Here is a 25,038-nt window from a genome sequence, read left to right on the forward strand (position 1 = left end):
TGATACATTCTATGAACTCACTGTAAGTAAATTAATTAATCAAAATATTAAGGCATTACAATGTTTTGAAGCTGATCGTTAAGCAGCTGAAGAAGAATTGATTTTTGGTCATCGTCAAATCGGCTAATAGGTCCTGATACTACAATAGCACCAACAAATTTATTACTATTAGAAATAACAGGTACGGCGAGTGCAAAGAGCGCAGCATTATGTTCATTTATTGACAAGTAATAGCCTTTATCACGAATATCTTTATAAAAACCCTGCTTGTCATTTTTACGCTTACCAAAAGCTAAGATAATTCGCCCAGAGGCACCACGATTGAGTTCTAAACGAGAGCCCTGCTCAATGTTATGTCTGATCTCATCTCTTGAGTGCGCTCTATATAAACATATACGCATATTATCTTCTTCAACAAAGAAAGATGCAGTTTCATCAGATATATCTCTGATCCTATCAACTATAGGACGTATCTGCTCAAGATGATTACTTTGCGTATATATAGCGCTTAAATAAAGAGCCTGAGTTCCCACAACGTACTTCTTATTCTTAAGTCTTGAAACGTAGCCATAATCTTCAAGCGTACTTAGAATTCGATATGCAGTTGAGACATTAAAATTTAACTGATCACAGATCTCCTTTATTGAGAATTGAGATTTATCCAATGAAAACATTGACAAGATTTGTAAGCACTTTTCGATTGCGTTGTAACTTTTATCAATAGACCTAGGTTTCATTTTATTTCATATTATGAAAAAATTATATTATATAGTGAAATTATTTGATCATATTATCTTTTAATTGGTATTATTCAAATATAAGTAAATAGTAGCTATTTCAGAAGCTTGAGTAGATAAAAGCAATATAAACACAACCAAATTAAAAGGAGATACTAATGAATAGAGAAGAGCAAATTAAAGCCCTAGAAAAAGATTGGAAAGAAAACCCTCGATGGTCGAATGTAAAGCGTACTTATTCTGCAGAAGATGTTGTTAGGCTCCGTGGATCTGTTCAACCAGAATGCACTTATGCCAGAAGAGGCGCTGAAAAGCTATGGGATCTTGTTAATGGTTCAGCTAAGAAAGGCTATGTAAACTCTATGGGCGCTATTACTGCAGGACAGGCTATGCAGCAGGCTAAAGCTGGAATTGAAGCAGTCTACCTTTCAGGCTGGCAAGTTGCTGCAGATGGAAATACATCTGAAACAATGTATCCAGATCAATCACTCTACGCATATGACTCTGTCCCTACTATGGTTAGACGAATTAACAACACCTTTAAAAGAGCGGATGAGATTCAATGGGCTCAAGGAATTAATCCTGGTGATGATAAATTTATTGATTTCTTTTTGCCAATTGTGGCAGATGCAGAAGCTGGATTTGGAGGTGTATTAAATTCATTTGAATTAATGAAAAATATGATTACTAGTGGCGCTGCTGGCGCTCACTTTGAAGATCAATTAGCTGCAGTTAAAAAATGTGGCCATATGGGTGGTAAAGTTTTAGTTCCAACTCAAGAGGCAGTTCAAAAATTAATATCTGCTCGCTTAGCTTCAGATGTTATGGGCGTCCCTACACTCCTTCTTGCAAGAACTGATGCAGAAGCCGCGAATCTTCTTACTTCAGATGTAGATCCTTATGACGCTCCATTTGTAACCGGGAAAAGAACTGCTGAAGGGTTTTATATCGTTAAAAATGGATTAGAGCAGTCAATATCAAGAGGAGTAGCTTACGCCCCTTATGCTGACCTGGTTTGGTGCGAAACTGGGAAGCCAGATCTTGGCTTTGCGCGTGAATTTGCTGAAGCTGTTTTAGCTGATAACCCTAATCAGTTGCTTGCATACAATTGTTCGCCATCATTTAACTGGAAAAAGAATCTAAGTGACAGTCAAATTGCATCTTTCCAAGAAGATATTTCAGCGATGGGATATAAGTATCAATTTATCACTTTGGCTGGAATCCATAACATGTGGTATAACATGTTTGACCTTGCATATGATTACGCAAAAGGTGAAGGCATGAAGCATTATGTGAATAAGGTCCAAGAGCCTGAGTTTGATGCTGCTAAGAAAGGTTATACTTTTGCATCTCATCAGCAAGAAGTTGGTGCAGGATATTTTGATGACGTTACAACTGTAATACAGGGTGGTGAGTCATCGGTTACTGCATTAAAAGGTTCAACTGAAGAAGAGCAGTTTAGCTAAGTTTTAAGCTGTTATGTATCAAGCCTTCTTGATTAAAGAAGGCTTTTAACTGGTAACTATTTATTATGCTTAGTAACTCATCTCAAAAGCTCTCTTTATCAATTGCTAAAAAGATTTTAATTGGCTTTGAGTATCATTACCAAAATATTAAGAGTGCTTCTATAGAGGCAAAAAGGTGTTTTGAGGAGAGAGAATGGCAAAAAATAGAAGACGATTCAAAGTTAAGACTTAATTTCTATGATGAACAAGTTGATTACTTTTGTAAAAAACTATCGTTAGAGTTAAAAAAACAAACTCTCTATGGCGCAAAGGCTGAATTCAATGAATCACCTAGTATGGAGAAGTTTAACTCTGAATTCTGGAAAAATACAAAGCATGTCTACATTGAACTAATAACTGAACACAAGCAGCCTGAGCTAGCTGAAACCTTCTATAACTCGGTATTTTGTAGGATCTTTTCAAGAAGTTTTTATAATAACCAGTTTATTTTTACAAGGCCATGTGTGTCACTGAATTATATTGACATGGATGAGCCAGTAATTGACAGCTACTTTGTTGAAGACGGTCAGCTGAGCGAAGCCTTTTCATCTATTCTTGATAGCTATAATTTTAAATGTGAGTTTGGTAATCTCAGTCAAGATATCCAAAGATTAAAAGAGCAGCTTTATAGCCAGATGCCGCGACTAGACTCTGAAGTTTTCGAGATTCAAGTCATTAGTACCCCTTTTATCAGAGGAAAATGCGCCTACATTGTAGGCAAAATTGTCTCTCAGCTCCACTCAGATAGGCCGCTCCTTATTGCTCTATTAAATGATGAAAAGAAAGGCTTATACGTCGACAGCCTTCTCACTGAAGTTGGAGGGATATCCATTGTTTTTAGCTTTTCAAGATCGTACTTTTTTATTACAACAGACTACCCCTCTGCAATTGTTGAATATTTAAAAGAGATTTTGCCAGGAAAAACTAGGGCAGTTCTATACAGCGCAATTGGGCTTCATAAGCAAGGCAAAACTTTGTTATACCGACATTTTCTTAAGTACTCAAAAATTACTAGTGAAAAGTTAATAATTGCACCCGGTATCAAGGGCATGGTTATGTCTGTCTTTACTTTTCCAATGTACCCCTATGTATTCAAAATTATCAACGACCGCTTTGCGCCTCCTAAAATGGGCACCAAAGAGATGGTTAAGGATAGATACTACTTTGTTAAAAACCATGTAAGAATAGGCAGATTAGCAGATACATGGGAGTTTTCAAATGTTGCCTTTCCGTTAAAAGATATCGATGATGCATTATTAATAGAGTTGAAGAGAAAAGCAGGCTCAAATATTGAAATTGAGGGGGACCTGTTAATCATTAAGCATATGTACATTGAAAATAAAATGACGCCACTCAATATGTATCTTGAAACTGCCACTAAAGAACAGCAAACAAACATAATTAATGATTATGGAAAAGCGATAGATGAGCTAATTAATTCTAATATTTTTCCAGGCGACATGCTTACAAAAAACTTTGGAGTAACTCGCCAAAATAGAGTCGTCTTTTATGACTATGACGAAATTACCTTAATGAGCACTCCCATCTTTAAAAAGATTCCTGAATCCAAGACATACGAGCAAGAGCTTGCCTCTGAGCCCTGGTATTACGTCGGTCAGAATGACGTCTTTCCAGAAGAATTTAGATATTTCATGCTTCCAAATCCATATATGAAAGAAGTATTTAATAAAAATTATAAAAAACTTCTCGATGCAAATTACTGGATTTCAATTCAAGAAAAAATTAAGATCAACGGGGTCATGGATTATTATCCATATGGATCAGAAAAACGTATGAGTGAAATATATGGAGAAACGGATGACTCTATCGACATGTGATATTTCGGATAAGCTTCACCCTAATGTCCAGTATTTAGAGCCTGTATATAAAAGTTATGGGTTAAAAAAATCATTTTCAGGTCGCATTGTTACTGTTAAGTGCTTTGAGGACAACTCCTTAGTTGAGCAGGCTTTAAATACTCATGGCAAGGGATCTGTATTAGTAATCGATGCAGGTGGCTCTATGAAGTGCGCAATGCTAGGCGATAAAAGGGCATCTGATGCAATCAGGAATGGCTGGGAAGGAATTATTATCTATGGATTGATCAGGGATTCAGTAGCCATAAATTTAATGCCAATTGGCATAAGAGCTCTTGGCGTTTGCCCATTAAAAAGTGTTAAAAAAGGAATTGGAAAAAGAAATATAAATGTCTCTTTTTCAAATGTAAAATTTAATCCAAATGAATATATTTATGCCGATGAAGACGGCGTAATAGTTACTAAAAATAAGGCCAATTAATGAGCAGTGATAGTCAAATAATTAATAAGATTCGAGTAGATAATACTTTTTTTAGCTTCATTGAAGAAGAGGTTTGTGATGGATTAGATATTTCAGCCAAAGACTTCTTTAAATCCCTCTCTCAAATTTTAAATGAGCTACAGGAAAAGAACACGTCCCTTCTTGAAAAGAGAGACTTATTGCAATCTAAAATTGACCAATGGCATGCTGAAAATAAAAGAATTGATCTTCAGAGCTATAAGAAATTTTTAGAGGGCATTGAATATATTACTCCAATGCCTGATAAATTCTCTATTGATGTTGAGGAAGTAGATGATGAAATATCTCAAATTGCCGGCCCTCAGCTCGTTGTTCCTATTACAAATCAGCGCTTTGTTCTTAATGCGGTGAACGCTCGCTGGGGAAGTTTATTTGACTCCCTTTATGGTACGAATGTAATTCCAAACAAAGGCAGTATGAGCACCTCTTTTGCACACAACCTTCAGCGAGTTAATCTTACTGCAGAACTTGCCTGTGACTTTCTTGATGAAATTGCGCCTCTTAAAGGCGCTTCTTATAGACAGATTACCTCTCAAGTTAAATACTCTGGCGCTTTAATATTTAACCTAAATGATGGTGAATTGGCAACCTTAATTAATCCAGAGAAATATATAGGATTAACTTACGATGGGCATATATTACTTAAGAATAATAACCTTCACCTAGAAGTGGTTTGTGACCAAGAAAGAAGTTTACATAAGAGCGGTATTTTTGATGTCATTCTTGAGTCTGCAATAACAACTATTGTAGATTTTGAAGACTCAGCATCAACAGTTTCTAATGCAGAAAAAATTCACGCATATCGTAACTACTTAGGCCTCATGAAGCGTGAACTAAGCACCACATTTACTAAGGGTGGTGAAACCATTACTCGCTCATTAAATGAAGATAAAGTTTGTACTGATATACATGGAGAGAAATTTAGCTTAGCTGGAACAAGCTTGACTCTCGTTCGTAATGTTGGCATTCATATGATGACAGGAATTGTTAGTAATCTTGATGACTCACCAATTCCTGAGGGAATACTAGACGCAATGGTGACTTCACTTATTGCGCTTCATGATATTAAAATTAAAGCGAATTCAAAAAAAGGAAGCATCTATATTGTTAAGCCTAAATTACATGGCCCTGAAGAAGTAAAATTTACAATGGAGTTATTTGGGCTTGTTGAACAAGCCTTATCTCTAAAAACTAATACGCTCAAAATAGGCGTAATGGATGAAGAAAGAAGAACGACTCTTAACCTTAAGTCTTGTATTCATGAGGCTAAAAGCCGTATTATTTTTATAAATACAGGCTTTTTAGATCGCACAGGTGATGAAATTCATACGTCTATGATGGCTGGTGCAATGCGCTGTAAAGACCTAATTAAGGAAGAGGCTTGGTATTCAGCCTATGAGCCAAACAATGTAAGCACTGGTCTTGATTGTGGACTATTTAAAAAAGCTCAAATTGGAAAAGGAATGTGGGCTCAGCCAGATCAAATGCGTCAAATGCTTGATAACAAAATGGTTCATTTAGAGGCAGGTGCAAGCTGTTCATGGGTTCCATCCCCTACCGCAGCAACTTTGCATGCAACGCATTATCATCGCTTTGATGTTTTTAAGAAGCAAAAAGAGCTACTAGCAAACCAACAACACCCAAACCAAGACGACTTGCTGGTAATTCCTTTCTTGAGAATTGAAGAGCAGATGCCTAAAGAGAAAATTATCAATGAAATAAACAATAATGCACAAAGTATATTGGGTTATGTTGTTAAGTGGATTAACCAAGGAATTGGTTGCTCTAAGGTCCAAGATATTAATCATGTTGGGCTTATGGAAGACCGTGCAACCCTTAGGATATCCTCGCAACATATGGCTAACTGGCTTCACCATGGAATGTGCTCAAAAGAAGAGGTAAATAAAGCATTTGAGGAAATGGCTGTTATCGTTGATGATCAAAATAAGTATGATCCAAGCTACCTCCCACTTGCACCAAATTACGACAGTTTTGCCTACAAAGCATCAATAGCTCTGGCTTTTGAAGGAATGAGTCAGCCTAATGGCTATACGGAAGCAATTTTAATAAAATACAGGCGTAAGTTTCTTGAGGCTAATTAGTCATCAAATTCTTTGCTATGTTTTCTTAATTTATCTATAAGAGAGATAATTTTTTTATCACCTCTTAAGGACTCATGAATATAATCAAAGTATTCGAACTCATTGTCTTTAAATTGTCTTGAAATATTTGGGTAATACCACTGCTTATCAAGCGCATTAATAATAAACTCTCTATTGACCCATAATGACTCGTCAGCAGTTGCGAAGACCTGATCGATAATGTGTTCTGCCTTTAAACAACTAAAGATAATATCTCCATCTTTCCAAAGTTCAGCAGGGAACTGATCATAATGCTCTTCATCTATATTAAATGTATTAATCCCATCTAATATTTCCTCTTTACTTGTTTCAATGAATTCACCATCATGACACTCAATTTTATTATCTTGCATTAATGGACTCCTGTGTATTATTTGTAATCATTATGCAATTTAACCTCTAAAAGCATTATCTGACAGAAGGTAGTCAAGCTCCTCCATAGTACTCATTCGCCCAAATATTTCATTTCTATGAGGAAAACGACCAAACTTTTTAACAATATCTCTATGATGTTTAGAATACTCTAAGTTAAAGTTATATTTTTGAAATAAATACACTTGTAGATTTTGATGGTCTATATTCTCACTATGCATAAGAGGCATAAAAAGAAAAAGCAATTTTTCATCACTTAGCTTTTCATCATAGCCATTATTAATTGCATTTAAGACAACCTCAACAGCCATATCTTCCGATTTAAAGCTTTTTGCCTGACCTCTAAACATGTTCAAAGGAAACTGGTCTAGAATAATTACTAGGGCTACTGAGCCTTCAGCAGTGTCACGCCACTCCATAAACCCACCAGAAGATATACTCTCCCATAGATTTTCATAGCGCCGCTTGATTTCATTGTCTACTTCAGGAGTTGATGAAAACCAATGTCGTTTGCTTTTTTCTGAGAACCAATATTGATGAATATCGGATGGGGTTATCGCTTTTTCGCTCATAGTACTTAAAAATAATTCCTTCAGGGCGGGGTAATATACCACCCTAAAGGATTAATAGCTAGTACTTAACGATGAGGTGATTTTTCACCAAAGTCTTTATACTTTTCTAGATGCCTAACTGGCTTACTTAGTGCATCTTTTCTGAACGGATCACCCAACTCTCTAGAGCACATAATTTCTATGATTGTTGTTTTTCTCTCGTTCATCTGCATATCAATCGCTTTTTTAAGTGCAGGGCCAACGTCTTCAAGTTTGTCAACACGAATACCCTCAGCGCCCATTGATTCTGCAATATTAACAAAATGCTGGTCCGTAAGTTCAGCTGCTATAAAGCGTCTGTCATAAAAATCTACTTGGTTTTTCTTTTCAGCGCCCCAATGACGATTATGAAATACAACAGCTGTAACAGGAATATCATGACGAACACATGTCATTGTTTCAACCATACTCATTGCCCAAGCACCATCTCCCGCATAAGAAACTGCAGGCCTATGCTGGGCAGCTGCCTTAGCACCAATGATTGTTGGAAAGGCGTAACCACAGTTTCCAAAACTCATTGCTGCAAAAAAGCTTCGAGGCTTTTCAAAACGCAGATAGCTGTTAGCAACCGAGTTAATATTACCAATATCAGTCGACACCATAACGTCTTCAGGCATTGCTTTTTCAAGTTCACGAAGTACTTGTCTAGGATGGAGCCACCCTTCTTCTTTATCTGCAAGCATGTCCATGCTATATGAGTCAGTCTCATGAATCCACTCATCAAGCTCTAACTCCCAAGAAGCTTTTTCGTCTGCAATAATTGAAGCTCTATCGGCTTTAGAAGAATCACAACTAAGTGTTTCAGATGCCAACTTTTGACAAAGAATACTTGCGACTGCTTTAGCGTCACCACAAATACCAACATTAATTGGTTTGACCAATCCAAGCATTTTGTGATCTGCATCAATTTGAATAATTTGAGCATCTTTAGGCCAGTAATCCATTCCATGTTGAGGCAGTGTTCCAAAAGGACCTAAACGCGTACCTAATGCAATAACTACATCTGCTTTTGCTATTAGTTTCATTGCAGCTTTTGAGCCTTGATATCCCAGAGGACCACACCAAAGATCATGACTTGCAGGAAACGAATCATTATGAAGGTAGCTATTTACTACTGGCGCTCCTAAACGTTCAGCCAAAGCTGCACATTCATCAACACCATCGGCCATAACTACGCCGCCGCCAGAAACAATAACTGGAAACTTAGCTTTACCAATTAATGCAACAGCTTCATTTAAACTATCTTCACCACCTGAACCTCTATCTACACGACGTGGAGTAGGAATAGTAAATTCACCTTCTGCATAAAAATAATCTCTAGGAATATTTAACTGAGTTGGGGCCATCTCACTCATCGCTCTATCAAAACAGCGACCAGTAAATTCTGCCATTCTCATTGGGTTAACAACATGGCCTTGATATTTAGTAAATTCTTGAAACATTGGCAGCTGATTTGCTTCTTGAAATCCACCTAAGCCCATCCCCATTGTTCCAGCTTCAGGCGTAACAATTACAACAGGGCTGTGCGCCCAATATGCAGCAGCTATTGCGGTAACGCAATTAGAAATACCGGGTCCATTTTGACCAATGACCACTCCATGTCTTCCACTTACTCTTGAATATCCATCTGCCATATGTGCAGCGCCTTGCTCGTGGACAACAGGTATAAATCTAATGCCAGCTGGCTCGAAGATATCCATTGCATCCATAAATGCAGAGCCCATAATACCAAAGATATCGGTTACATCATTTGCGACCATTGTTTCAACAAAAGCCTCACTCGAAGTCATTTTTGCCATTTTGTAGTTCTCCTTTATAATTTATTTATTAAGCATATCAAGCGCTGAAACGTAATCATAACCTAAGTCATGAGCCACTTCAGGACATGTTACTTGACCACTATGTACATTTAATCCGGCTCTTAGATGTTCGTCATCTAATAAGGCTTGTTTAACACCTTTATTTGCAATACTAAGTCCAAATGGAAGTGTTACATTATTTAGCGCATAGGTTGATGTTTTTGGAACTCCACCCGGCATATTAGCAACGCAGTAGTGAACTACCTCATCAATGATGTATGTAGGCTCTGCGTGAGTTGTTGCCTTTGAAGTTTCGAAGCAACCACCTTGATCAATCGCAACATCAACAATAACTGATCCAGGCTTCATGGCCTTAATCATTTCTCTGGTTACTAATTTTGGTGCTTCAGCGCCAGGAATCAACACACCACCAATAACTAAGTCAGCTTGCAATACATACTCTTCTACTGAACTTTTAGTTGAGAATACAGTATTCGTGCTTCTGCCAAATTGTTGCCAATGCTGCTCTAATGTATCAGGATTGTTATCCAAAACCCAAACATCTGCACCCATTCCAACTGCCACATGGGCAGCATGAACGCCAACGACACCTCCACCTAAAATAACAACATTTAAAGGGTCTACTCCTGGAACACCTCCAAGCAAAGCTCCCATTCCACCATTTGGTTGCTCTAAAAAGTGAGCACCTGCTTGAACAGCCATTCTTCCTGCAACTTTTGACATAGGAGCCAATAATGGTAATCCACCTCTTGGAGAAGTAACCGTTTCATAAGCAATACAAATAGCGCCACTCTCTACAAGCCCCTTCGTTTGCTCAGGGTCTGGTGCAAGGTGAAGATATGTATAAAGAATTTGACCTTCTCTGAGCATTGCAATTTCTATAGCTTGAGGCTCTTTAACTTTAACAATCATATCCGCAGTTGCAAAAACTTCTTTAGCTGAAGATATGATTTCAGCGCCACAACTAGAATAATCATCATCGCTTGCCCCAATACCAATACCAGCATTAGTTTCAACTAAAACCGTGTGGCCATGACTAACAAACTCCTTAACACTTTTAGGCGTCAAACCAACTCTATATTCATGGTTTTTAATTTCTTTTGGCACTCCAATTATCATCTCAATATTCCTATATTAAATTAATTAAACTTTTTCTATTTATTTGCTTCTAAGGCATTGTCAACAGATTCAACGATTAAATCTATGTCAGTCTTAGTACATATGAATGCAGGACTAAATAACAAAACATTATTATTAGTTTCAAAACTTCTATTAGTTCTTCCAATCATCACTTTATTTTTAAAGCAATGCGCTGCAACGCTAGCTGCAACAGTTTCATCAACAGGCTCTTTAGTTGCCCTATCTTTTACAAGCTCAACACCGCAAAACAACCCTTTGCCTCGAACTTCACCAATCATTTCATGCTTGTCTTGTAGTTCAAGCAATTTATTTTTAAGATGCTCTCCAACCTCATTAACATTCTCTAAAAGTTTTTCACGTTTAATAATCTTTAAAACTTCAAGTGCAGCTGCAGGGCCAGCAGTGCTTCCACCAAAGGTAGAAATATCTCGGAAGTAGCTATCAACATTAGTTGGATCCTCTTTAAACATGTTAAAAAGTTTTTCAGTAGTAACCGTAATTGATACAGCAGCATATCCAGCAGCTAGACCTTTAGCTGTAGTGACAATATCAGGCTGAACATCATAGTGCTGGTAACCAAACCATTTTCCTGTTCTACCAAGGCCACAAACCACTTCATCTATGTGAAGAAGGACGTCATATTTTCTACATATTGACTCAATAATTGGGAAATACTCAGGAACAGGAGGAATAACTCCACCACCTGCAGTAATCGGCTCTAAAACGACAGAACCTACGGTATCTGGCCCTTCCTTTTTAATAATATCTTCAAGGACAGTAGCGCACTCGATATTGCACTCTCCATATTTTTTTCCATATGGGCATCGATAACAACAGCAGTGAGGCATTTCAACAAATCCTGGAGCAAAAGGACCATATTGTTTTTTTCTTTGAATTTGGCCAGATGAGCTCATAGCTCCGATTGTTGTGCCATGATAATCACGGTCACGATAAATAATTTTATGTTTTTTCCCATCATTATGAAAATGGGCAAGCTGACGAACCATTTTGTAGCCTTTTTCATTAGCTTCTGAACCAGAGTTTGAGTAATAAACGCGGTCTAAACCTGGCATAAGTGAGGTAACTTCTTTTGCATACTCAGCAGCAGGCTCGTTACCAAAAGAACCCGCAAAGTATGGAATTTTTGTCAGTTGATTACTGACAGCTTGAACCATATCATCTCTTCCAAATCCTAAATTTACTGTCCAAACACCGCCAGATGTTCCATCAAGATACTCGTTACCATTGGTATCGGTAACAACCATTCCTTTCGCTTTAGCAACCATCATGGGGTCAGTCGATTCAAAGCCCTTATGTTGCGTTAAATGATGCCAAACATGGTCTTTATCATTTTGTATAAGTGTATTATTAGACATACTTACCCCGATTTAAGTAAAAATTGATAGTAATTCAAAAGAATGAATTATAAAATATAAGGGGTCCTAAATTTAAATACATATAGAACCAGAATTCTTAAAATTAATAGGCCAGATAAATGGATGAAATGTGGAACCAATTTTTTTCTCTAAGACATGACAAGCCTAGGACCTTGCAGTTGCAGATTCGTCAGCAATTAATTGATGCTATTACTAATGGCTTAATTGGCCCAAACGAACCCCTACCATCATCTAGAAACCTTGCAGCAGCCCTTAAAGTTGCAAGAAATACAGTGATTGCTGCCTATAAAGAATTAGAGTTTGATGGCTACATTACCCCAAAAGAAAGAAGAGGTTATTTTGTAAATGAGCAATTTTATGAGAATTTTACAAATAGTAATGAGGATCAAGTTAAAAATATTAGCCCTCCATTATGGCTAGATGCTTTAATAACAAAGAAGCCATCTATTAAAACTAATATTCGTAATCCTGAGAATTGGCAAAGCCTTCCATATTCATTTACAATTGGTCAACTTGATAAAAGTTTAATTCCCTATTACGAATGGCGTGAGGTTGTTAGGCATTCGTCAACGCTTCCTGAAATACAAAAATGGAATATTGATCATGTTGATAGCGATGACCCATCTTTAATTAAGCAAATTCAATCTAAAGTACTTCCAAAACGCGGTATTTGGGCAAATAAAGATCAAATTTTAATTACTTCAGGTAGCCAGAATGCGATCTATATTATTGCCAGTCTATTAGCTAAGCAAGGGACAGTTATTGCTATGGAGAATCCTGGATACCCAGATGTGAGAAACATTTTTAGCTTTCGAACTGACAACATTGTTCCTATAGGCATTGATAAAGACGGAATTTTAGTGGATGAAATTAAACCCGAGATTGATATTATTTTTACCACTCCAAGCCATCAATACCCCACAGGGGTAACAATGAGTATGGAGAGAAGAAATAAGCTCCTATCTATCGCTAAAGAAAATCAAATGGTAATTATTGAAGATGACTATGAGGCTGAAGTTAATTTTCTCAGAAAACCTAATCCATCATTAAAAAGTCTTGATAAGGATAACAATGTTATTTATGTTGGAAGCTTTTCGAAAGCCTTTGCTCCTGGTTTAAGGCTTGGCTATATGGTTGCTCCAGAGGCCTTTGTAAAAGAAGCAAGAGCTTTAAGGCGACTAATGATAAGACATATACCTGCAAATAATCAACGTTCAGTAGCCTTATTTATTGGCCTTGGTCATTATCATAATATGTTTACCAAAATTCAAAAAACAAACAAAGAGCGTTGGGGTTTGATAAATGAAAAAATAAATCAAGAACCTCTTTTATCTTGCACTCCAACTCTTGGAGGCTCAACATTTTGGGTAAAAATTCCAGAGTCAATTGACACTGAAAAACTTTGTCAAAAACTTTTAGTCAAAGGCGTAGCAGTTAGACCAGGAAACGCGTCATTCTCTGAAGAGAAACCGCCATCAAACTATTTGCATCTTGGGTATTCTGCTATTGATACTAATAAGATAAATAAAGGTATAGATATAATCGTACAAGAAATTAAAGCAATGATGTATTGAATCACTTGGATTAATTGGTATATTAACCCTCATAAAAGCTATTTTTTAATAAAATCATATGCAACCAAATATAAAATTTCTTACAAGGATTCTTTGCTTTATCACACTATCATTTGGCTTAGTATCGACCTCTTTCTCGGATCCAAATGTCTTACAATGTAAAAAAAATTGTGGCAATTATGATACCAAAAATAATTATAGTTTCCAAGCAAGAATGGCTCAAGGTGAAGACATGTGGGGTGCTAATGTAACGTTTATAGAAGATGACATTATTATTAGTTCGGCACATATATTAGGATTTGAGCCTAATAAAAAGCAGACATTATCATGTGGCCCTGAAGCTGCAAAAAAAAGGAATACAGACTGGAGTCAACATAAAGGAAATATGTACGTTGTTGATGGAAAAAATTACCCTAATAAAAAAATTATCATTGCAAAGGTATTAGATATTTCCGCAAGATCAACAGGTGAGCCACCTGGTTATGATATCTTAGTTGCTCATGTTGATCGAAATTGCAATAGATGCAATAAAGATATTACAATTATTCCAATTCCAATTGCAAACAATCTTCCTGCAATAAATACAAAAGCTTTACATATTGCCGTTCCTGGAGATAGTGCAATGAATAAAGGGAGATTCTTTGATAATCATCTACTTAATGGAAGAATATGGGGTGGCAAAAATAATGCTTGCTCAAGACAAACACTTAAGCATGATGGTAAACTTAACCCTCCAATGCTATTTGACACATCAGGTAGCCCAGTAATTTTTAAAGAATGTGGAAAGTATGTCCTTCATGGTCTTCATGGAAATGGAATGGATTATGATGGCCATATGTATGAATTTCTTCAACTAATTCAAACACAAAAAAAGTGGATTCAATCAGAAATCTATAGGTGGACTGGAAGAACAGAGATGATTGACTCTTGCTCAAGCAATGGAAAAAGATCTTTTATGCCAAGTAGCGATTTTGATGTTCCTCAAAATGACTGTGTTAAAGAAACGTTTCAAGATCATCCAGCTAATTTTCCAACATGCAGGCTAACCCCTCAAAATAATGCAGTTGCAATGCCCTGGTAATTAAATTAGGAAATATTAGTTTCTGATTTTTTTATTTAAAGGGTCATACATTGGCTTAAGTGATGCACTAGCTTTCTCAATAATACCTTCAACCTCAATAGTATATTCAGCACTTAAAATATCTTCATGACTTTCATTAGGGAGGCATGTAACATATCCAAGGCCCACAGCACCACCAAGAGTATGACTATAGGTTCCACTTGTTAAATGACCCACAATTTCACCATTTTTCAGAATAGGTTCATTATGATAAAGCATAGGTTCAGGATTACTTAGTAGAAACTGCATTACTCTCATTTCATAACCGGCAGCCTTTTTAGCTTTAACAGAGTCATAACCAATAAAGTTACCAAATTTTGAAGGGCTCTTATCGAGTTTAACAGCAAAACCAAGCCCTGCATCAATGACGTGATCTTCATCAGTAATGTCATGTCCAAAGTGTCTATATGCTTTTTCAATTCGACAACTGTCGACAGTATGCATCCCAATCTGTCTTAAAGAAAACTCCTCACCTTTTGAATCAATAAGCTCAGCCACATAACTTGAAAACTCAATTGGAAAGTATAACTCCCAGCCTAATTCACCAACATATGTTATTCGGTGTGCACGTACATTTGCCATACCAACCTCAATATTGCGAACATTTGCAAAAGGGAAGCTTTCGTTACTCATATCAGTATCTGTAAGGGATTGTAGTAAATCTCTCGAATTTGGCCCCATAATGGCGATACAGCCCTCAGCACTAGTTGCATCAAATAGTGAACAATTGGCCCCTTCAGGCAAATTCTTTTTAAGCCAATGCATATCTCGATTCAGACACATTGTGCCGCTGACTATTAAATAATCATCAATTTCAAGACGAGTAACTGTTACGTCAGCTTCAATACCGCCTTTCCGATTAAGCCACTGCGTATAAACCATTTTACCGACACCAACATCAACATCATTTGCACAGATCATCTGCATAAAGTCCATAGCATCAGAACCTTTGACTCGAATTTTTGCATATGACGACATTTCATACATACCAACAGCCTCTCTGATTGCTTGCTGCTCTAATCTATGAAAATCAAACCAATTTTGCCTTCCCCATGAATATTCATACTTAGCTTCAACCTTTCCAATCAAATCCTTTGGAACAAACCAATTAGGCCTCTCCCAGCCAGCAACCTCACCAAAACAAGCGCCACGCTCTTTGAAAAACTCATACAAAGGAGTTTTTCTTAAGCCTCTAGCTGTTTCGTATTGATGGTATGGAAAATGATTTTCATAAAGATAACCTAGAGTTTCAGTAACTCTATTTGCTAAGTAAATTTTATTATTCTGAAATGGCTCATTTCTTCTAATATCTACGTCCCATAAATCACAGGGAGGTTCTTTTCCTACAATCCATTCAGCTAAATATTTTCCCGCTCCACCAGCCGCCTGAATCCCGATTGAATTGAATCCTGCAGCAACATAAAAGTTACCTAATTCTGGAGACTCTCCGATCTGAAAATTATCATCCGGCGTAAAACTTTCAGGTCCATTAAATAAAGTCTCGATACCTAAACTTTCCATGACAGGCACACGGTTCATTGCAAGCTCTAAATAAGGCATGCAGTGATCTAAGTCATCCTGTATCTGATCAAAGCAAAAATCTTCTGGAATACCATTTTGCGCCCATGGTTTTGCGTTTGGCTCAAATAGCCCAACAAGTATTTTTCCAGCATCCTCTTTATAATATGCAGACTCATCTGGAACTCTTACTACCGGCATATCTCCCATATTTGGAACGGCTGAAGTTAGGAAGTAAAAGTGCTCACAAGCATGAAGAGGGACTGAAACACCAGCCATTTTGCCAACCTCTCTTGCCCACATTCCACCGCAATTTACAACAGCATCAGATTGTATGTCACCATACTCAGTTTGAACTCCTACAGCCTTTCCATCTTTTTTAAGTATTCCAGTAACCTTAACGTCTTCAAAAATCTTAACTCCATTGTTCTTTGCGCCTTTTGCAAGAGCCATGGCGACGTTTGCTGGATCAGCCTTACCGTCCTTAGGTATCCAAGCACCGCCAACAACATCATCGAGATTAAAGAGGTTGACCTTATCTCTTAACTCGTCGGTAGTGAGTATCTGCACATCAACTCCATGAACTTTTGCAAGTGATGCATTGCGTTTATATTCTGTTAACCTCTCTTGATTTGTTGCAAGGCTTATAGAGCCAGTTCGGCGGTAACCAGTAGCCATTCCTGTTTCAGCCTCTAATGTTTCGTAAAGGTTTCCAGAGTATTTAACCATTTGAGTGAGATTAAGCGATGAGCGCATCTGCCCTACAAGTCCTGCTGCATGCCATGTAGTTCCAGAGGTTAGCTTTTTACGCTCCAGAAGAACTACATCTGTGTAACCAAGTTTTGCAAGATGATAAGCAACTGAGCAGCCAACTACTCCTCCACCAATAATTACAGCTTGGGCATTTTTAGGTAATATTACTGACATGGCTAACCTTAAATAAAGAAGGAAAAAACAGAATTATAAATCTATTTTCCCTTCCATGGTACAAGATAATTTTCTGAAATTCTCATAAGTATATCGATTGCATAACCAATAACACCAATCAGTACAATTCCCATGATTACAAGGTCAGTCATCTGGAACTTTGAGGCGGTGATAATCATCATTCCAGCACCTTTCTGAGCCGCTACAAGTTCAGCTGCAACTACTGTGCCCCAACAAACCCCCATAGAGACTCTTGCACCTGTAAATATTTCAGGCAAACTGTTTGGAACAATAACAAGCCTCATAATTTGCCATTTTGAAGCGCCTAGTGAATATGCGGCATGAATTTTTGCAATATTTACGCCTGAAACTCCGGCTCTAGCAGAAATAGTCATAATCCAAAGCGAAGCTAAGAATAGTAAAATAATCTTTCCTTGTTCGCCAATACCAAACCAAATAATAACTAATGGAATTAGAGCAAGTGGAGGCACTGGTCTCATAAATTCTACAATAGGATCAAACCAGCCACGAAACCAGCCAGAAAGGCCCATTGCGTATCCTAAAGGGATACCTATTAGAGCGCCAGCGAAAAAACCAACAACGACTCTAAGGAGTGACCAGCCTAAATGCTCAAATAGACTGAAATTTTTATACCCTTCTGAAGCAATCTTTGTTAGCCTTGACCAGACAGCTTCTGGCGAGGGTAGCCATACTGGCTGCATCTGCCAGCCTTTATACGGAGTAAGACTCAAAGTTCCTTTAGCGGTCATATAGACACGTGCATTATCAATAAAGAGCTCACTGCTTGGTAAAATGGACTCCCCATTAATTGCAATAACTTTATATTTTTTATCCTTACCACCAACATCATTTTTCTGAACTTTAACCAAAGCACTTCTATAGGTAATAATTTGAGCTGTGTCATTAAGGGCAAAGCCTAATCCTGGATCTATATCTATTTTGTCGGGTATTTCACCAGTCTGAACATCGTAAACAGAAATTCTTACTTCAGCATCATCAGTTTCACCTGAAGAGTTAACAGCAGTATAGGTAAATGAAAGTTCACCTATAAATGGTCCAGGAACATGGATAGGGGTTAATTTAGAGCCCGTAAATGAGCCCCAGATAGCGAATATTGCTATAACTGATATAATTGAAGCAGCCCTATTAGGCATAACAGCACTCTCATCACCAAATGTTACAGTTTTAAGACTCGTGAAATCATCTCGTGATTTTGACATTGAGCTCACTGCTTTAACAATATAGAAAGCAGCAATAAAAATTAAAATATAGATAATTAAAATAGTCATGAGCTTTCGTCCGTCCTTCCCATTATCTCTTCTTCCATTTCCCAGATAATTGAGAGAATTTCATCACGAGTCTCTGAATATCCCTCAGATTTTTTAACTTCTCGAAGATCCATATTAACGCCCATTTCAGCAAATGGGAGATTGTACTCCTTGTAAACCCTTCCTGGCCTTGGAGCAAGAACCAATAATCTTTCACCAAGAAGAACAGCCTCTTCTACAGAATGGGTAATTAATAAAATTGTTTTTCCAGTCTCTTTCCAGAGCTTTAAAACTAACCCCTGCATCTTTTCACGAGTCAAGGCATCTAATGCACCCAGAGGCTCATCCATTAAGATTACATCAGGTTCATTTGCAAGGCAACGCGCTAGAGCCACTCTTTGCTGCATGCCTCCAGATAATTCGTATACGGCTTTATCCTCAAATTCAGCTAGTCCAACTACTTCAAGTAAATGTTTTACTTTTTCATTTTGTTCAGCTTTTGGCATTCCTTTCATTCGAGGTCCAAATGCAACATTTTGTTGAACATTCATCCACTCAAATAAAGCACCTTGCTGAAAGACCATTCCTCGTTCAGCGCCAGGGCCTAAGACAATTTGGTCATTAAGAACAACTTTTCCTTCTGTTGGAGCTAAAAAGCCAGCAACAATATTTAGAAGTGTCGTTTTACCGCAACCTGAAGGTCCAAGTACAGTGATAATTTCACCTTCTTTTATGTCTAAAGATACATCTTTAAGAGCTTGAACTGAAGAGCCATTCTTCAAATCAAAACGCATTGAGATATTTTCAATTGATAAACCTTTCAAACTAAACTCCGAATTTATTTTTAAAAAAAAGGTGGCACACTAAGTGCGCCACCTTGAATCTAACTACTACTTTAAGACTTTTATTAAGTCTAATAAATCAGTATTTTATTGCGCTGCTAATCCTTGAAGACCATCAGTATTAATCGCATTTGCATACGAACCACGAGCGCTAGGAATACTTCCAGCGTCAACAAATACATCTGCTACACCTTTAAGGAAAGATTCACCAGAACCACCAAGCCAGCTATCACCTAACTGTGAGCTAACTGATGGGAATACAAATGTAGACATTGTTTCAGCAGTTGCTGCTTCATCCATACCAGCATCTTTTGCGATATGAGGAAGCATTAGTGAATGGAAACCACCTGAGTTCCACATTGCATTTGCAGCAGCAGTAACACCTAAGAACGTTTGAAGAACTTCAGCATTTTCATCAGCAAAACCTGCTGGAACTGAAGTTACGTCCCAAACTAGAATACCTAGAGCTGTTTTTTCATCACCAGTCAAAAGAACATTACCATGATCTAGTGCACGACGAAGTGATCCACCCCATCCACAGAACATATCAATACTTCCTTGAGCTAATGCAGCTGATCCTTCTGGTGGAGCCATGTCAACTACTTGCATTGAATCTACAGAAACACCAAAGTGAGCCATCTGCTTCAAGAAACCAAAGTGAGCAGCAGTTCCAAGTGGAACAGAAACTTTCTTTCCAGCCAATTCAGATGCATTGCTTGCATCAATTTCAAGACCTGAAGCTACAACACAGTTATCATTGTCAGCATAACTTACAGCAACGTCAACAATTTGAATATCTTGGCCTGTAGAAGCGGCAACAATAAATGGAGGCACACCTTGACTTACTGAAATATGAATATCACCAGAAGCCATAGCTGCAGACATCGCTGTACCTGTACCAAAAGCTTTCCAGTTAACCTTCATACCCAAAGCCTCATCATACGCACCAATTTGCTTTGCATACTCGAACGGCATTGGCCATTCTTCAAAATAAGCTACATTAAGCTCATCAAGAGCCATTACATTAACAGTAGCTATTGCACTGATAAATGTTGCTCCAATTTTTTTATAAATACTTTTCATTATTTCTCCTTTAATAAATATTAAACTTCCTCTTCTTTCAGCTAAAAAAAATATTTTACTAAGGGCTCTTTGAAGAACCAAATTAATAAAACAATAATTTTTTAAATCTGAAAACGAGATATTACCATGAAAAAGGGTTAGTTGAAACAATTTCACTTGTTATTGGATAATTAACGACTTAACTAAAAAAATAATTTTATTTAGCTAATTCCATTGATCTTAAGGATGGGGCAATTTTATCTAGTGATTTATTTATAAGTTTAAAGGCGCCTTCTGCACCATAAAGCTTTGATAATTCCACAGCCTCATTGATAACTACCTTATAAGGAACTTCAAGTTGAAACTTTAGCTCATAGACTCCCAGATACAAGATGGCTTTTTCAGTTGGGCCAAGCTCACTAATATCTCTTTCAAGTGAGGGGTTAATAATTTCATCGAGTACTGAAATATTTTTAGGAATATTTATAAATAAGTTTGAAAAGAATGCTTTAGAAATCTTACCTTCTTTTTGAGTAAGGAATTGCTGCTCAATTTGAGGAATATCACCACCAGAAACGAGCCATTGATACAATGCTTGAACCACTCTTGCTCTTGAACGTTGTTTTGATGTCACAGCTTTTCGAGTAAATTTATCATTCTAATTGTGCTCTCTGCTGCTTCTGCACCTTTATTTTCAGAGTTTGAGCCTGATCTCTCAATCGCTTGCTCAACTGTATCAACAGTTAAAACGCCAAAGGCGATAGGAATTTCGGAGTCTAATGCAACCTTTGAAATGCCTTTTACGCACTCACCAGCTACAAACTCAAAATGAGGAGTTCCACCACGTATTACAGCTCCTAATGCCACAATACCATCGTATTTGCCAGTATTAGCAGTCTTTTTAAGAGCTAAAGGGATTTCAAAAGCTCCTGGCACATAAAGAAGATCAATATCTGAATCATCAGCTCCATGCTTTAATAAAGCTCCTTTAGCGCCACTGATTAAATGCTCAACTACAAACGAGTTAAATCGACCTGCAATAAGTGCAATCTTTTTGTTCTTAATAGTTAAGTCACCTTCGATAGTTTTCATCACCTACTCCTTCATGTTTACATATTCACTAATGGTTATTCCAAAACCCTCTAATCCAGGCCACTTTTTTGGCTTGCCTAGAGACTTCATAGAAGTTACTCCTAAATCAGATAGTATTTGAGCACCAATTCCAAACGTTTTTCCATCATCACTACTTCTGTAATCTTGATTATCAATATTTTCAAGAATAGCTTGATTATCTTGCTTACGTAAAAGTAAAAAAACGCCACTTTCAACATCTGAAATCATACTTAAAGCACTATTTATACTAAATCCACGATTAACTTCTTGCATAACATCTTTAAAGATATTTTCCATATGGACTCTAACATAAGGCTCATTTGATTTACTAATTGACCCTTTTACTAAAGCAATATGAATGTCGTTATGAATAGTATCTAAATAAGAATAAAGTTCAAATTCACCATATTTCGTATTAAAAGGCCTCTGACTTATTCTTTCTACGGTTTTTTCATTCTCAACTCTATAATGAATTAAGTCAGCAATATTTCCTAGCTTTATGCCATGCTTCTTCCCAAATTTTTGTAAATCAGCACTGCGCGCCATTGATCCATCATCATTTAATATTTCAACAATTACGGAGGCGGGCTCAAAGCCAGCTAATCTAGCTAAATCACAACCAGCTTCAGTGTGGCCAGCACGAATTAGAACTCCGCCCTGCTGAGCCATCAATGGAAAAATATGGCCAGGCTGAACAATATCTAAAGGTTTTGCATTCTTTGCTACAGCATCAAGAATAGTTTTGGCTCTATCAGCTGCAGATATGCCCGTAGTTACTCCTGTAGCAGCTTCTATAGAAACTGTAAAGTTTGTTGAATGGAGGTCACTATTTTTTGAAACCATCAATGGAAGGTTTAGCTGTTGACAGCGCTGCTGAGTCAAAGTTAAGCAAATTAATCCACGGCCATGCGTCGCCATAAAGTTAACATCTTCTTTAGTAACTTTTTCTGCTGCAATTAACAAATCACCCTCATTTTCACGATTCTCATCGTCCATAAGAATAATCATTTTTCCTTGCTTGTAGTCTTCTAAGAGCTCTTTAATTGATGCTTTCATACTTATTTACTTTTTAGTTACAAGTGTCTTTTTTTTTGCTAAGAGCAGATAGTTCATCTCCAATATCAACCCTATGGCTGATAAGTTGCTCAACGTGTCTAGCAATTATATCAATCTCTAAATTAACCTTTGATTTTTCACTCAAACCACTCAGCGTAGTTGCTGAAAAGGTATGAGGAACAATATTAACATCAAAAATATTACCAACCACGCTATTGACTGTAAGACTTACTCCGTCAATACAAATAGACCCTTTTTTAGCAATATACTTCATCAAGTCAGTCATAGCTTTAATTTTTAATCTTGTGCTCACGCCTTCAGTATAAACAGAGTCAACTTCTCCAATACCATCAACATGCCCACTCACCAAATGTCCATCAATTCCCTGATTAAGTCTTAATGACTTTTCTAAATTAACGTGCTGACCCTTTATTAGTTCTGAAAAAGTAGTACAGCCTAAAGTTTCTTGAGAAGCATCAGCAGTGAAAGAGTTTCTCTTTAACGCAGTAACAGTTAAACATACACCATTGACTGCAATACTATCTCCCACATTAGAATCAGTTAAATCAAGGTCATCTGCATTAATAATAAGCACAGCTCCTTTTTCAGAAGATTGAACCTCGTGAATGCTGCCTTTTGCTTGGATAATCCCTGTAAACATTTACAAAATAATTTTATTAGTTAAATTAAATTTTACGCTTAAATATTTTTGTTGCCTTATTTAACCATCAAACAAAAAGTTTTGGAATCAATAGATTTCGAGGTAATCTTTAATTAAATTCACACTTGAGTTAACAAGTAGTCTTCATAGTTACCTGAATAATATTCAACACCGTCTTCCTTGAGCTCAATTATCTTAGTAGACAAAGAAGAGACAAACTCCCTATCATGACTTACAAATATTAATGTCCCTTCATAGTTATCAAGAGCTAAGTTTAAAGCTTCAATCGATTCCATATCCAAGTGGTTTGTTGGCTCATCCATTAACAAAATGTTTGGTTTTTGGAGCATTAATCTTCCAAAAATCATTCTGCCTTTCTCTCCACCAGATAATGACTTTACAGATTTTTCAACATCTTCTTTTCCAAACAGCATTTTGCCCAACACAGAGCGCATCATCTGAATATCATCTTTTTCATTTTTAAACTGAGTCATCCACTCTAGAACGTTCATATCTTTATCAAACTCATCGCTATGATCTTGCGCATAATAACCAATATTTGCATTCTCGCTCCATTTAGTTTTTCCACTATCTGAGCCGATTTCACCTAATAAAGTTTTTAAAAGAGTTGTTTTTCCAGATCCATTTTGTCCGATGACTGCAACTCGCTGTCCCTTTTCAATTAATAAATTAATATCCTTAAAAACTGGCTCATCATCAAAGCTTTTGGTAAGACTTTGAACCTCTAATATGTTTCTAAACAATTCTTTAGTCTGATTAAAAATAATATAAGGGCTTACTCGTGATGATGGCTTAATGTCATCAAGCTCGATCTTATTTAGTTCTTTTTGGCGTGAGGTTGCTTGTTTTGCTTTAGAGGCATTAGCTGAAAATCGAGATACAAAATGCTTTAAGTCTTTAATTTTTACTTCTTTTTTGGCATTCTCTGATCGCATTCTTTCCTGAATTGCAGTTGCTGCAATCATAAAGTCGTCATAGTTTCCTGGAAACACATTTAGAGCGCCATAATCCAGATCAGCCATATGCGTACAAACACCGTTTAAAAAGTGTCGATCATGGGAAATTATTACCATTGTAGATTTTCTTGTACTTAAAACACCTTCTAGCCAACGTATTGAATTAATATCAAGGTTGTTAGTAGGTTCGTCTAATAAAAGAACCTCAGGGTCTGAAAAAAGTGCCTGCGCTAAAAGAACTCTGAGCTTCCAGCCTGGTGCAATTTCACTCATAAGACCATAATGCTGATCTAAAGGAATATCAAGGCCTTGTAAAAGCTCACTCGCTGATGATTCTGCTGAGTACCCATCCATTTCAGCAAACTCCATTTCTAGCTCTGCAACCTTAATTCCATCTTCCTCAGACATTTCAGGTAAACCATAAATCCTCTCTCTCTCCGCTTTGATTTTCCAAAGCTCTTTGTGTCCCATAATTACTGCGTCAACAACACGGTACTCCTCAAATGCAAATTGATCCTGAGAGAGTACGCCAAGTCTTTGACCATCACCAACCGTTACTGAGCCTTGGCTAGGTTTTAAATCTCCAGTCAATATTTTCATTAACGTAGACTTACCACAGCCATTAGCACCAATCAAACCATAGCGATTACCACCCTGAAATTTAACAGAGATATTTTCAAATAGGGGCTTTTCACCAAATTGCATGGTGATGTTGGCAGTTGATATCATTATCTTATAAAGATTTATAAAAAAAAATATTATCCCATAATGCCTCATAAAAAGCATAACTATTATGCATTTGGATAACTAACAAAACTTTTCTCCAAAAAGTATAAAAT

21 protein-coding genes are annotated in these 25,038 nt (G+C 37.0%); 6 read left to right on the forward strand and 15 right to left on the reverse strand.

The window, feature by feature from the left end; translation table 11 throughout:
• Positions 1 to 47 precede the first annotated feature (47 nt).
• Positions 48 to 737, reverse strand: a complete 690-nt coding sequence (locus ABXT69_RS05085) for an IclR family transcriptional regulator (RefSeq protein WP_271541373.1) — start codon at positions 735 to 737, stop codon at positions 48 to 50.
• Between the two features lie 158 nt (positions 738 to 895).
• Here ABXT69_RS05085 and aceA point away from each other — a divergent pair, with 158 nt between their 5' ends.
• The 4 genes from aceA (at position 896) to ABXT69_RS05105 (ending at position 6,681) form a co-directional block, all read left to right on the forward strand.
• Positions 896 to 2,203, forward strand: coding sequence for an isocitrate lyase (gene aceA, locus ABXT69_RS05090; protein ID WP_416677101.1), 1,308 nt, complete (start codon positions 896 to 898; stop codon positions 2,201 to 2,203).
• 65 nt (positions 2,204 to 2,268) lie between these two features.
• Complete coding sequence (gene aceK, locus ABXT69_RS05095; protein ID WP_416677102.1) at positions 2,269 to 4,080, forward strand: bifunctional isocitrate dehydrogenase kinase/phosphatase; 1,812 nt, start codon at positions 2,269 to 2,271, stop codon at positions 4,078 to 4,080.
• Positions 4,061 to 4,540, forward strand: coding sequence for a ribonuclease E activity regulator RraA (rraA, locus tag ABXT69_RS05100; RefSeq protein ID WP_416677103.1), 480 nt, complete (start codon positions 4,061 to 4,063; stop codon positions 4,538 to 4,540). The genes aceK and rraA overlap by 20 nt, the downstream gene beginning before the upstream one ends.
• Positions 4,540 to 6,681, forward strand: a complete 2,142-nt coding sequence (locus ABXT69_RS05105; protein WP_416677105.1) for a malate synthase G — start codon at positions 4,540 to 4,542, stop codon at positions 6,679 to 6,681. Before rraA ends, ABXT69_RS05105 begins: the two co-directional genes overlap by 1 nt.
• On the opposite strand, the gene ABXT69_RS05110 is transcribed toward ABXT69_RS05105, so the two are convergent.
• The 5 genes from ABXT69_RS05110 to ABXT69_RS05130 all read right to left on the reverse strand — a co-directional run bounded on the left by ABXT69_RS05110 (position 6,678) and on the right by ABXT69_RS05130 (position 12,039).
• Entirely contained in the window at positions 6,678 to 7,073 is a 396-nt protein-coding gene (locus ABXT69_RS05110; RefSeq protein ID WP_416677106.1) for a hypothetical protein, read from the reverse strand. The two genes, ABXT69_RS05105 and ABXT69_RS05110, sit on opposite strands and share 4 nt — an antisense overlap.
• A gap of 39 nt (positions 7,074 to 7,112) precedes the next feature.
• Positions 7,113 to 7,664 carry a DUF924 family protein gene (locus ABXT69_RS05115; protein ID WP_416677107.1) on the reverse strand — a complete coding sequence of 184 codons (552 nt, stop codon included), beginning with the start codon at positions 7,662 to 7,664 and terminating at the stop codon, positions 7,113 to 7,115.
• 65 nt (positions 7,665 to 7,729) lie between these two features.
• Entirely contained in the window at positions 7,730 to 9,502 is a 1,773-nt protein-coding gene (xsc, locus tag ABXT69_RS05120; protein ID WP_271541334.1) for a sulfoacetaldehyde acetyltransferase, read from the reverse strand.
• A gap of 21 nt (positions 9,503 to 9,523) precedes the next feature.
• Entirely contained in the window at positions 9,524 to 10,642 is a 1,119-nt protein-coding gene (gene ald, locus ABXT69_RS05125) for an alanine dehydrogenase (protein ID WP_416677108.1), read from the reverse strand.
• 35 nt (positions 10,643 to 10,677) lie between these two features.
• A complete protein-coding gene (locus ABXT69_RS05130; RefSeq protein WP_416677109.1) occupies positions 10,678 to 12,039 on the reverse strand; it encodes an aspartate aminotransferase family protein in 1,362 nt (453 codons plus the stop codon).
• 119 nt (positions 12,040 to 12,158) lie between these two features.
• Here ABXT69_RS05130 and ABXT69_RS05135 point away from each other — a divergent pair, with 119 nt between their 5' ends.
• Together ABXT69_RS05135 and ABXT69_RS05140 are read left to right on the forward strand one after the other, a co-directional pair.
• Positions 12,159 to 13,634 carry a PLP-dependent aminotransferase family protein gene (locus tag ABXT69_RS05135; RefSeq protein ID WP_416677110.1) on the forward strand — a complete coding sequence of 492 codons (1,476 nt, stop codon included), beginning with the start codon at positions 12,159 to 12,161 and terminating at the stop codon, positions 13,632 to 13,634.
• Positions 13,635 to 13,848: 214 nt separating this feature from the next.
• Positions 13,849 to 14,715: a hypothetical protein gene (locus tag ABXT69_RS05140; RefSeq protein ID WP_416677111.1), complete on the forward strand. Its 867-nt coding sequence runs from the start codon at positions 13,849 to 13,851 to the stop codon at positions 14,713 to 14,715.
• Positions 14,716 to 14,730: 15 nt separating this feature from the next.
• Here the strand turns inward: ABXT69_RS05140 and ABXT69_RS05145 are convergent, their stop codons facing one another.
• The 9 genes from ABXT69_RS05145 to ABXT69_RS05185 form a co-directional block, all read right to left on the reverse strand.
• The gene (locus ABXT69_RS05145) at positions 14,731 to 17,199 is read right to left on the reverse strand and encodes a GcvT family protein (RefSeq protein ID WP_416677113.1); all 2,469 of its coding nucleotides are present in this window, start codon (positions 17,197 to 17,199) and stop codon (positions 14,731 to 14,733) included.
• Positions 17,200 to 17,240: 41 nt separating this feature from the next.
• Positions 17,241 to 18,509, reverse strand: a complete 1,269-nt coding sequence (locus tag ABXT69_RS05150) for an ABC transporter permease (RefSeq protein WP_416677114.1) — start codon at positions 18,507 to 18,509, stop codon at positions 17,241 to 17,243.
• Entirely contained in the window at positions 18,506 to 19,312 is an 807-nt protein-coding gene (locus ABXT69_RS05155) for an ABC transporter ATP-binding protein (protein ID WP_271537632.1), read from the reverse strand. The genes ABXT69_RS05150 and ABXT69_RS05155 overlap by 4 nt, the downstream gene beginning before the upstream one ends.
• A 105-nt stretch (positions 19,313 to 19,417) precedes the next feature.
• Positions 19,418 to 20,413: an ABC transporter substrate-binding protein gene (locus tag ABXT69_RS05160; RefSeq protein ID WP_271537631.1), complete on the reverse strand. Its 996-nt coding sequence runs from the start codon at positions 20,411 to 20,413 to the stop codon at positions 19,418 to 19,420.
• A gap of 196 nt (positions 20,414 to 20,609) precedes the next feature.
• Complete coding sequence (nusB, locus tag ABXT69_RS05165) at positions 20,610 to 21,026, reverse strand: transcription antitermination factor NusB (protein ID WP_416650868.1); 417 nt, start codon at positions 21,024 to 21,026, stop codon at positions 20,610 to 20,612.
• Positions 21,023 to 21,484 carry a 6,7-dimethyl-8-ribityllumazine synthase gene (ribE, locus tag ABXT69_RS05170; protein ID WP_271541321.1) on the reverse strand — a complete coding sequence of 154 codons (462 nt, stop codon included), beginning with the start codon at positions 21,482 to 21,484 and terminating at the stop codon, positions 21,023 to 21,025. Before ribE ends, nusB begins: the two co-directional genes overlap by 4 nt.
• Positions 21,485 to 21,487: 3 nt before the next feature.
• Positions 21,488 to 22,561: a 3,4-dihydroxy-2-butanone-4-phosphate synthase gene (gene ribB, locus ABXT69_RS05175; protein ID WP_416677116.1), complete on the reverse strand. Its 1,074-nt coding sequence runs from the start codon at positions 22,559 to 22,561 to the stop codon at positions 21,488 to 21,490.
• 13 nt (positions 22,562 to 22,574) lie between these two features.
• Complete coding sequence (locus ABXT69_RS05180; protein ID WP_416677117.1) at positions 22,575 to 23,222, reverse strand: riboflavin synthase; 648 nt, start codon at positions 23,220 to 23,222, stop codon at positions 22,575 to 22,577.
• Positions 23,223 to 23,341: 119 nt separating this feature from the next.
• Positions 23,342 to 24,928 carry an ABC-F family ATPase gene (locus ABXT69_RS05185; RefSeq protein WP_416677118.1) on the reverse strand — a complete coding sequence of 529 codons (1,587 nt, stop codon included), beginning with the start codon at positions 24,926 to 24,928 and terminating at the stop codon, positions 23,342 to 23,344.
• Positions 24,929 to 25,038 lie beyond the last annotated feature (110 nt).

The organism is Candidatus Pseudothioglobus sp. Uisw_016, from assembly GCF_048087635.1.
Taxonomy (GTDB): domain Bacteria; phylum Pseudomonadota; class Gammaproteobacteria; order PS1; family Pseudothioglobaceae; genus Pseudothioglobus.

What these genes read in the sequence shown, in the direction of transcription:
- xsc (WP_271541334.1), bottom strand. Translation starts at nt 9,502, where the DNA reads ATGGCAAAAATGACTTCGAGTGAGGCTTTTGTTGAAACAATGGTCGCA.
- ABXT69_RS05140 (WP_416677111.1), top strand. Translation starts at nt 13,849, where the DNA reads ATGGCTCAAGGTGAAGACATGTGGGGTGCTAATGTAACGTTTATAGAA.
- ABXT69_RS05145 (WP_416677113.1), bottom strand. Translation starts at nt 17,199, where the DNA reads ATGTCAGTAATATTACCTAAAAATGCCCAAGCTGTAATTATTGGTGGA.
- ABXT69_RS05105 (WP_416677105.1), top strand. Translation starts at nt 4,540, where the DNA reads ATGAGCAGTGATAGTCAAATAATTAATAAGATTCGAGTAGATAATACT.
- ABXT69_RS05160 (WP_271537631.1), bottom strand. Translation starts at nt 20,413, where the DNA reads ATGAAAAGTATTTATAAAAAAATTGGAGCAACATTTATCAGTGCAATA.
- ribB (WP_416677116.1), bottom strand. Translation starts at nt 22,561, where the DNA reads ATGAAAGCATCAATTAAAGAGCTCTTAGAAGACTACAAGCAAGGAAAA.
- aceA (WP_416677101.1), top strand. Translation starts at nt 896, where the DNA reads ATGAATAGAGAAGAGCAAATTAAAGCCCTAGAAAAAGATTGGAAAGAA.
- ABXT69_RS05150 (WP_416677114.1), bottom strand. Translation starts at nt 18,509, where the DNA reads ATGACTATTTTAATTATCTATATTTTAATTTTTATTGCTGCTTTCTAT.
- ABXT69_RS05110 (WP_416677106.1), bottom strand. Translation starts at nt 7,073, where the DNA reads ATGCAAGATAATAAAATTGAGTGTCATGATGGTGAATTCATTGAAACA.
- rraA (WP_416677103.1), top strand. Translation starts at nt 4,061, where the DNA reads ATGACTCTATCGACATGTGATATTTCGGATAAGCTTCACCCTAATGTC.
- ald (WP_416677108.1), bottom strand. Translation starts at nt 10,642, where the DNA reads ATGATAATTGGAGTGCCAAAAGAAATTAAAAACCATGAATATAGAGTT.
- ABXT69_RS05085 (WP_271541373.1), bottom strand. Translation starts at nt 737, where the DNA reads ATGAAACCTAGGTCTATTGATAAAAGTTACAACGCAATCGAAAAGTGC.
- ABXT69_RS05130 (WP_416677109.1), bottom strand. Translation starts at nt 12,039, where the DNA reads ATGTCTAATAATACACTTATACAAAATGATAAAGACCATGTTTGGCAT.
- ABXT69_RS05180 (WP_416677117.1), bottom strand. Translation starts at nt 23,222, where the DNA reads ATGTTTACAGGGATTATCCAAGCAAAAGGCAGCATTCACGAGGTTCAA.
- ABXT69_RS05135 (WP_416677110.1), top strand. Translation starts at nt 12,159, where the DNA reads ATGGATGAAATGTGGAACCAATTTTTTTCTCTAAGACATGACAAGCCT.
- ABXT69_RS05185 (WP_416677118.1), bottom strand. Translation starts at nt 24,928, where the DNA reads ATGATATCAACTGCCAACATCACCATGCAATTTGGTGAAAAGCCCCTA.
- aceK (WP_416677102.1), top strand. Translation starts at nt 2,269, where the DNA reads ATGCTTAGTAACTCATCTCAAAAGCTCTCTTTATCAATTGCTAAAAAG.
- ABXT69_RS05115 (WP_416677107.1), bottom strand. Translation starts at nt 7,664, where the DNA reads ATGAGCGAAAAAGCGATAACCCCATCCGATATTCATCAATATTGGTTC.
- ribE (WP_271541321.1), bottom strand. Translation starts at nt 21,484, where the DNA reads ATGAAAACTATCGAAGGTGACTTAACTATTAAGAACAAAAAGATTGCA.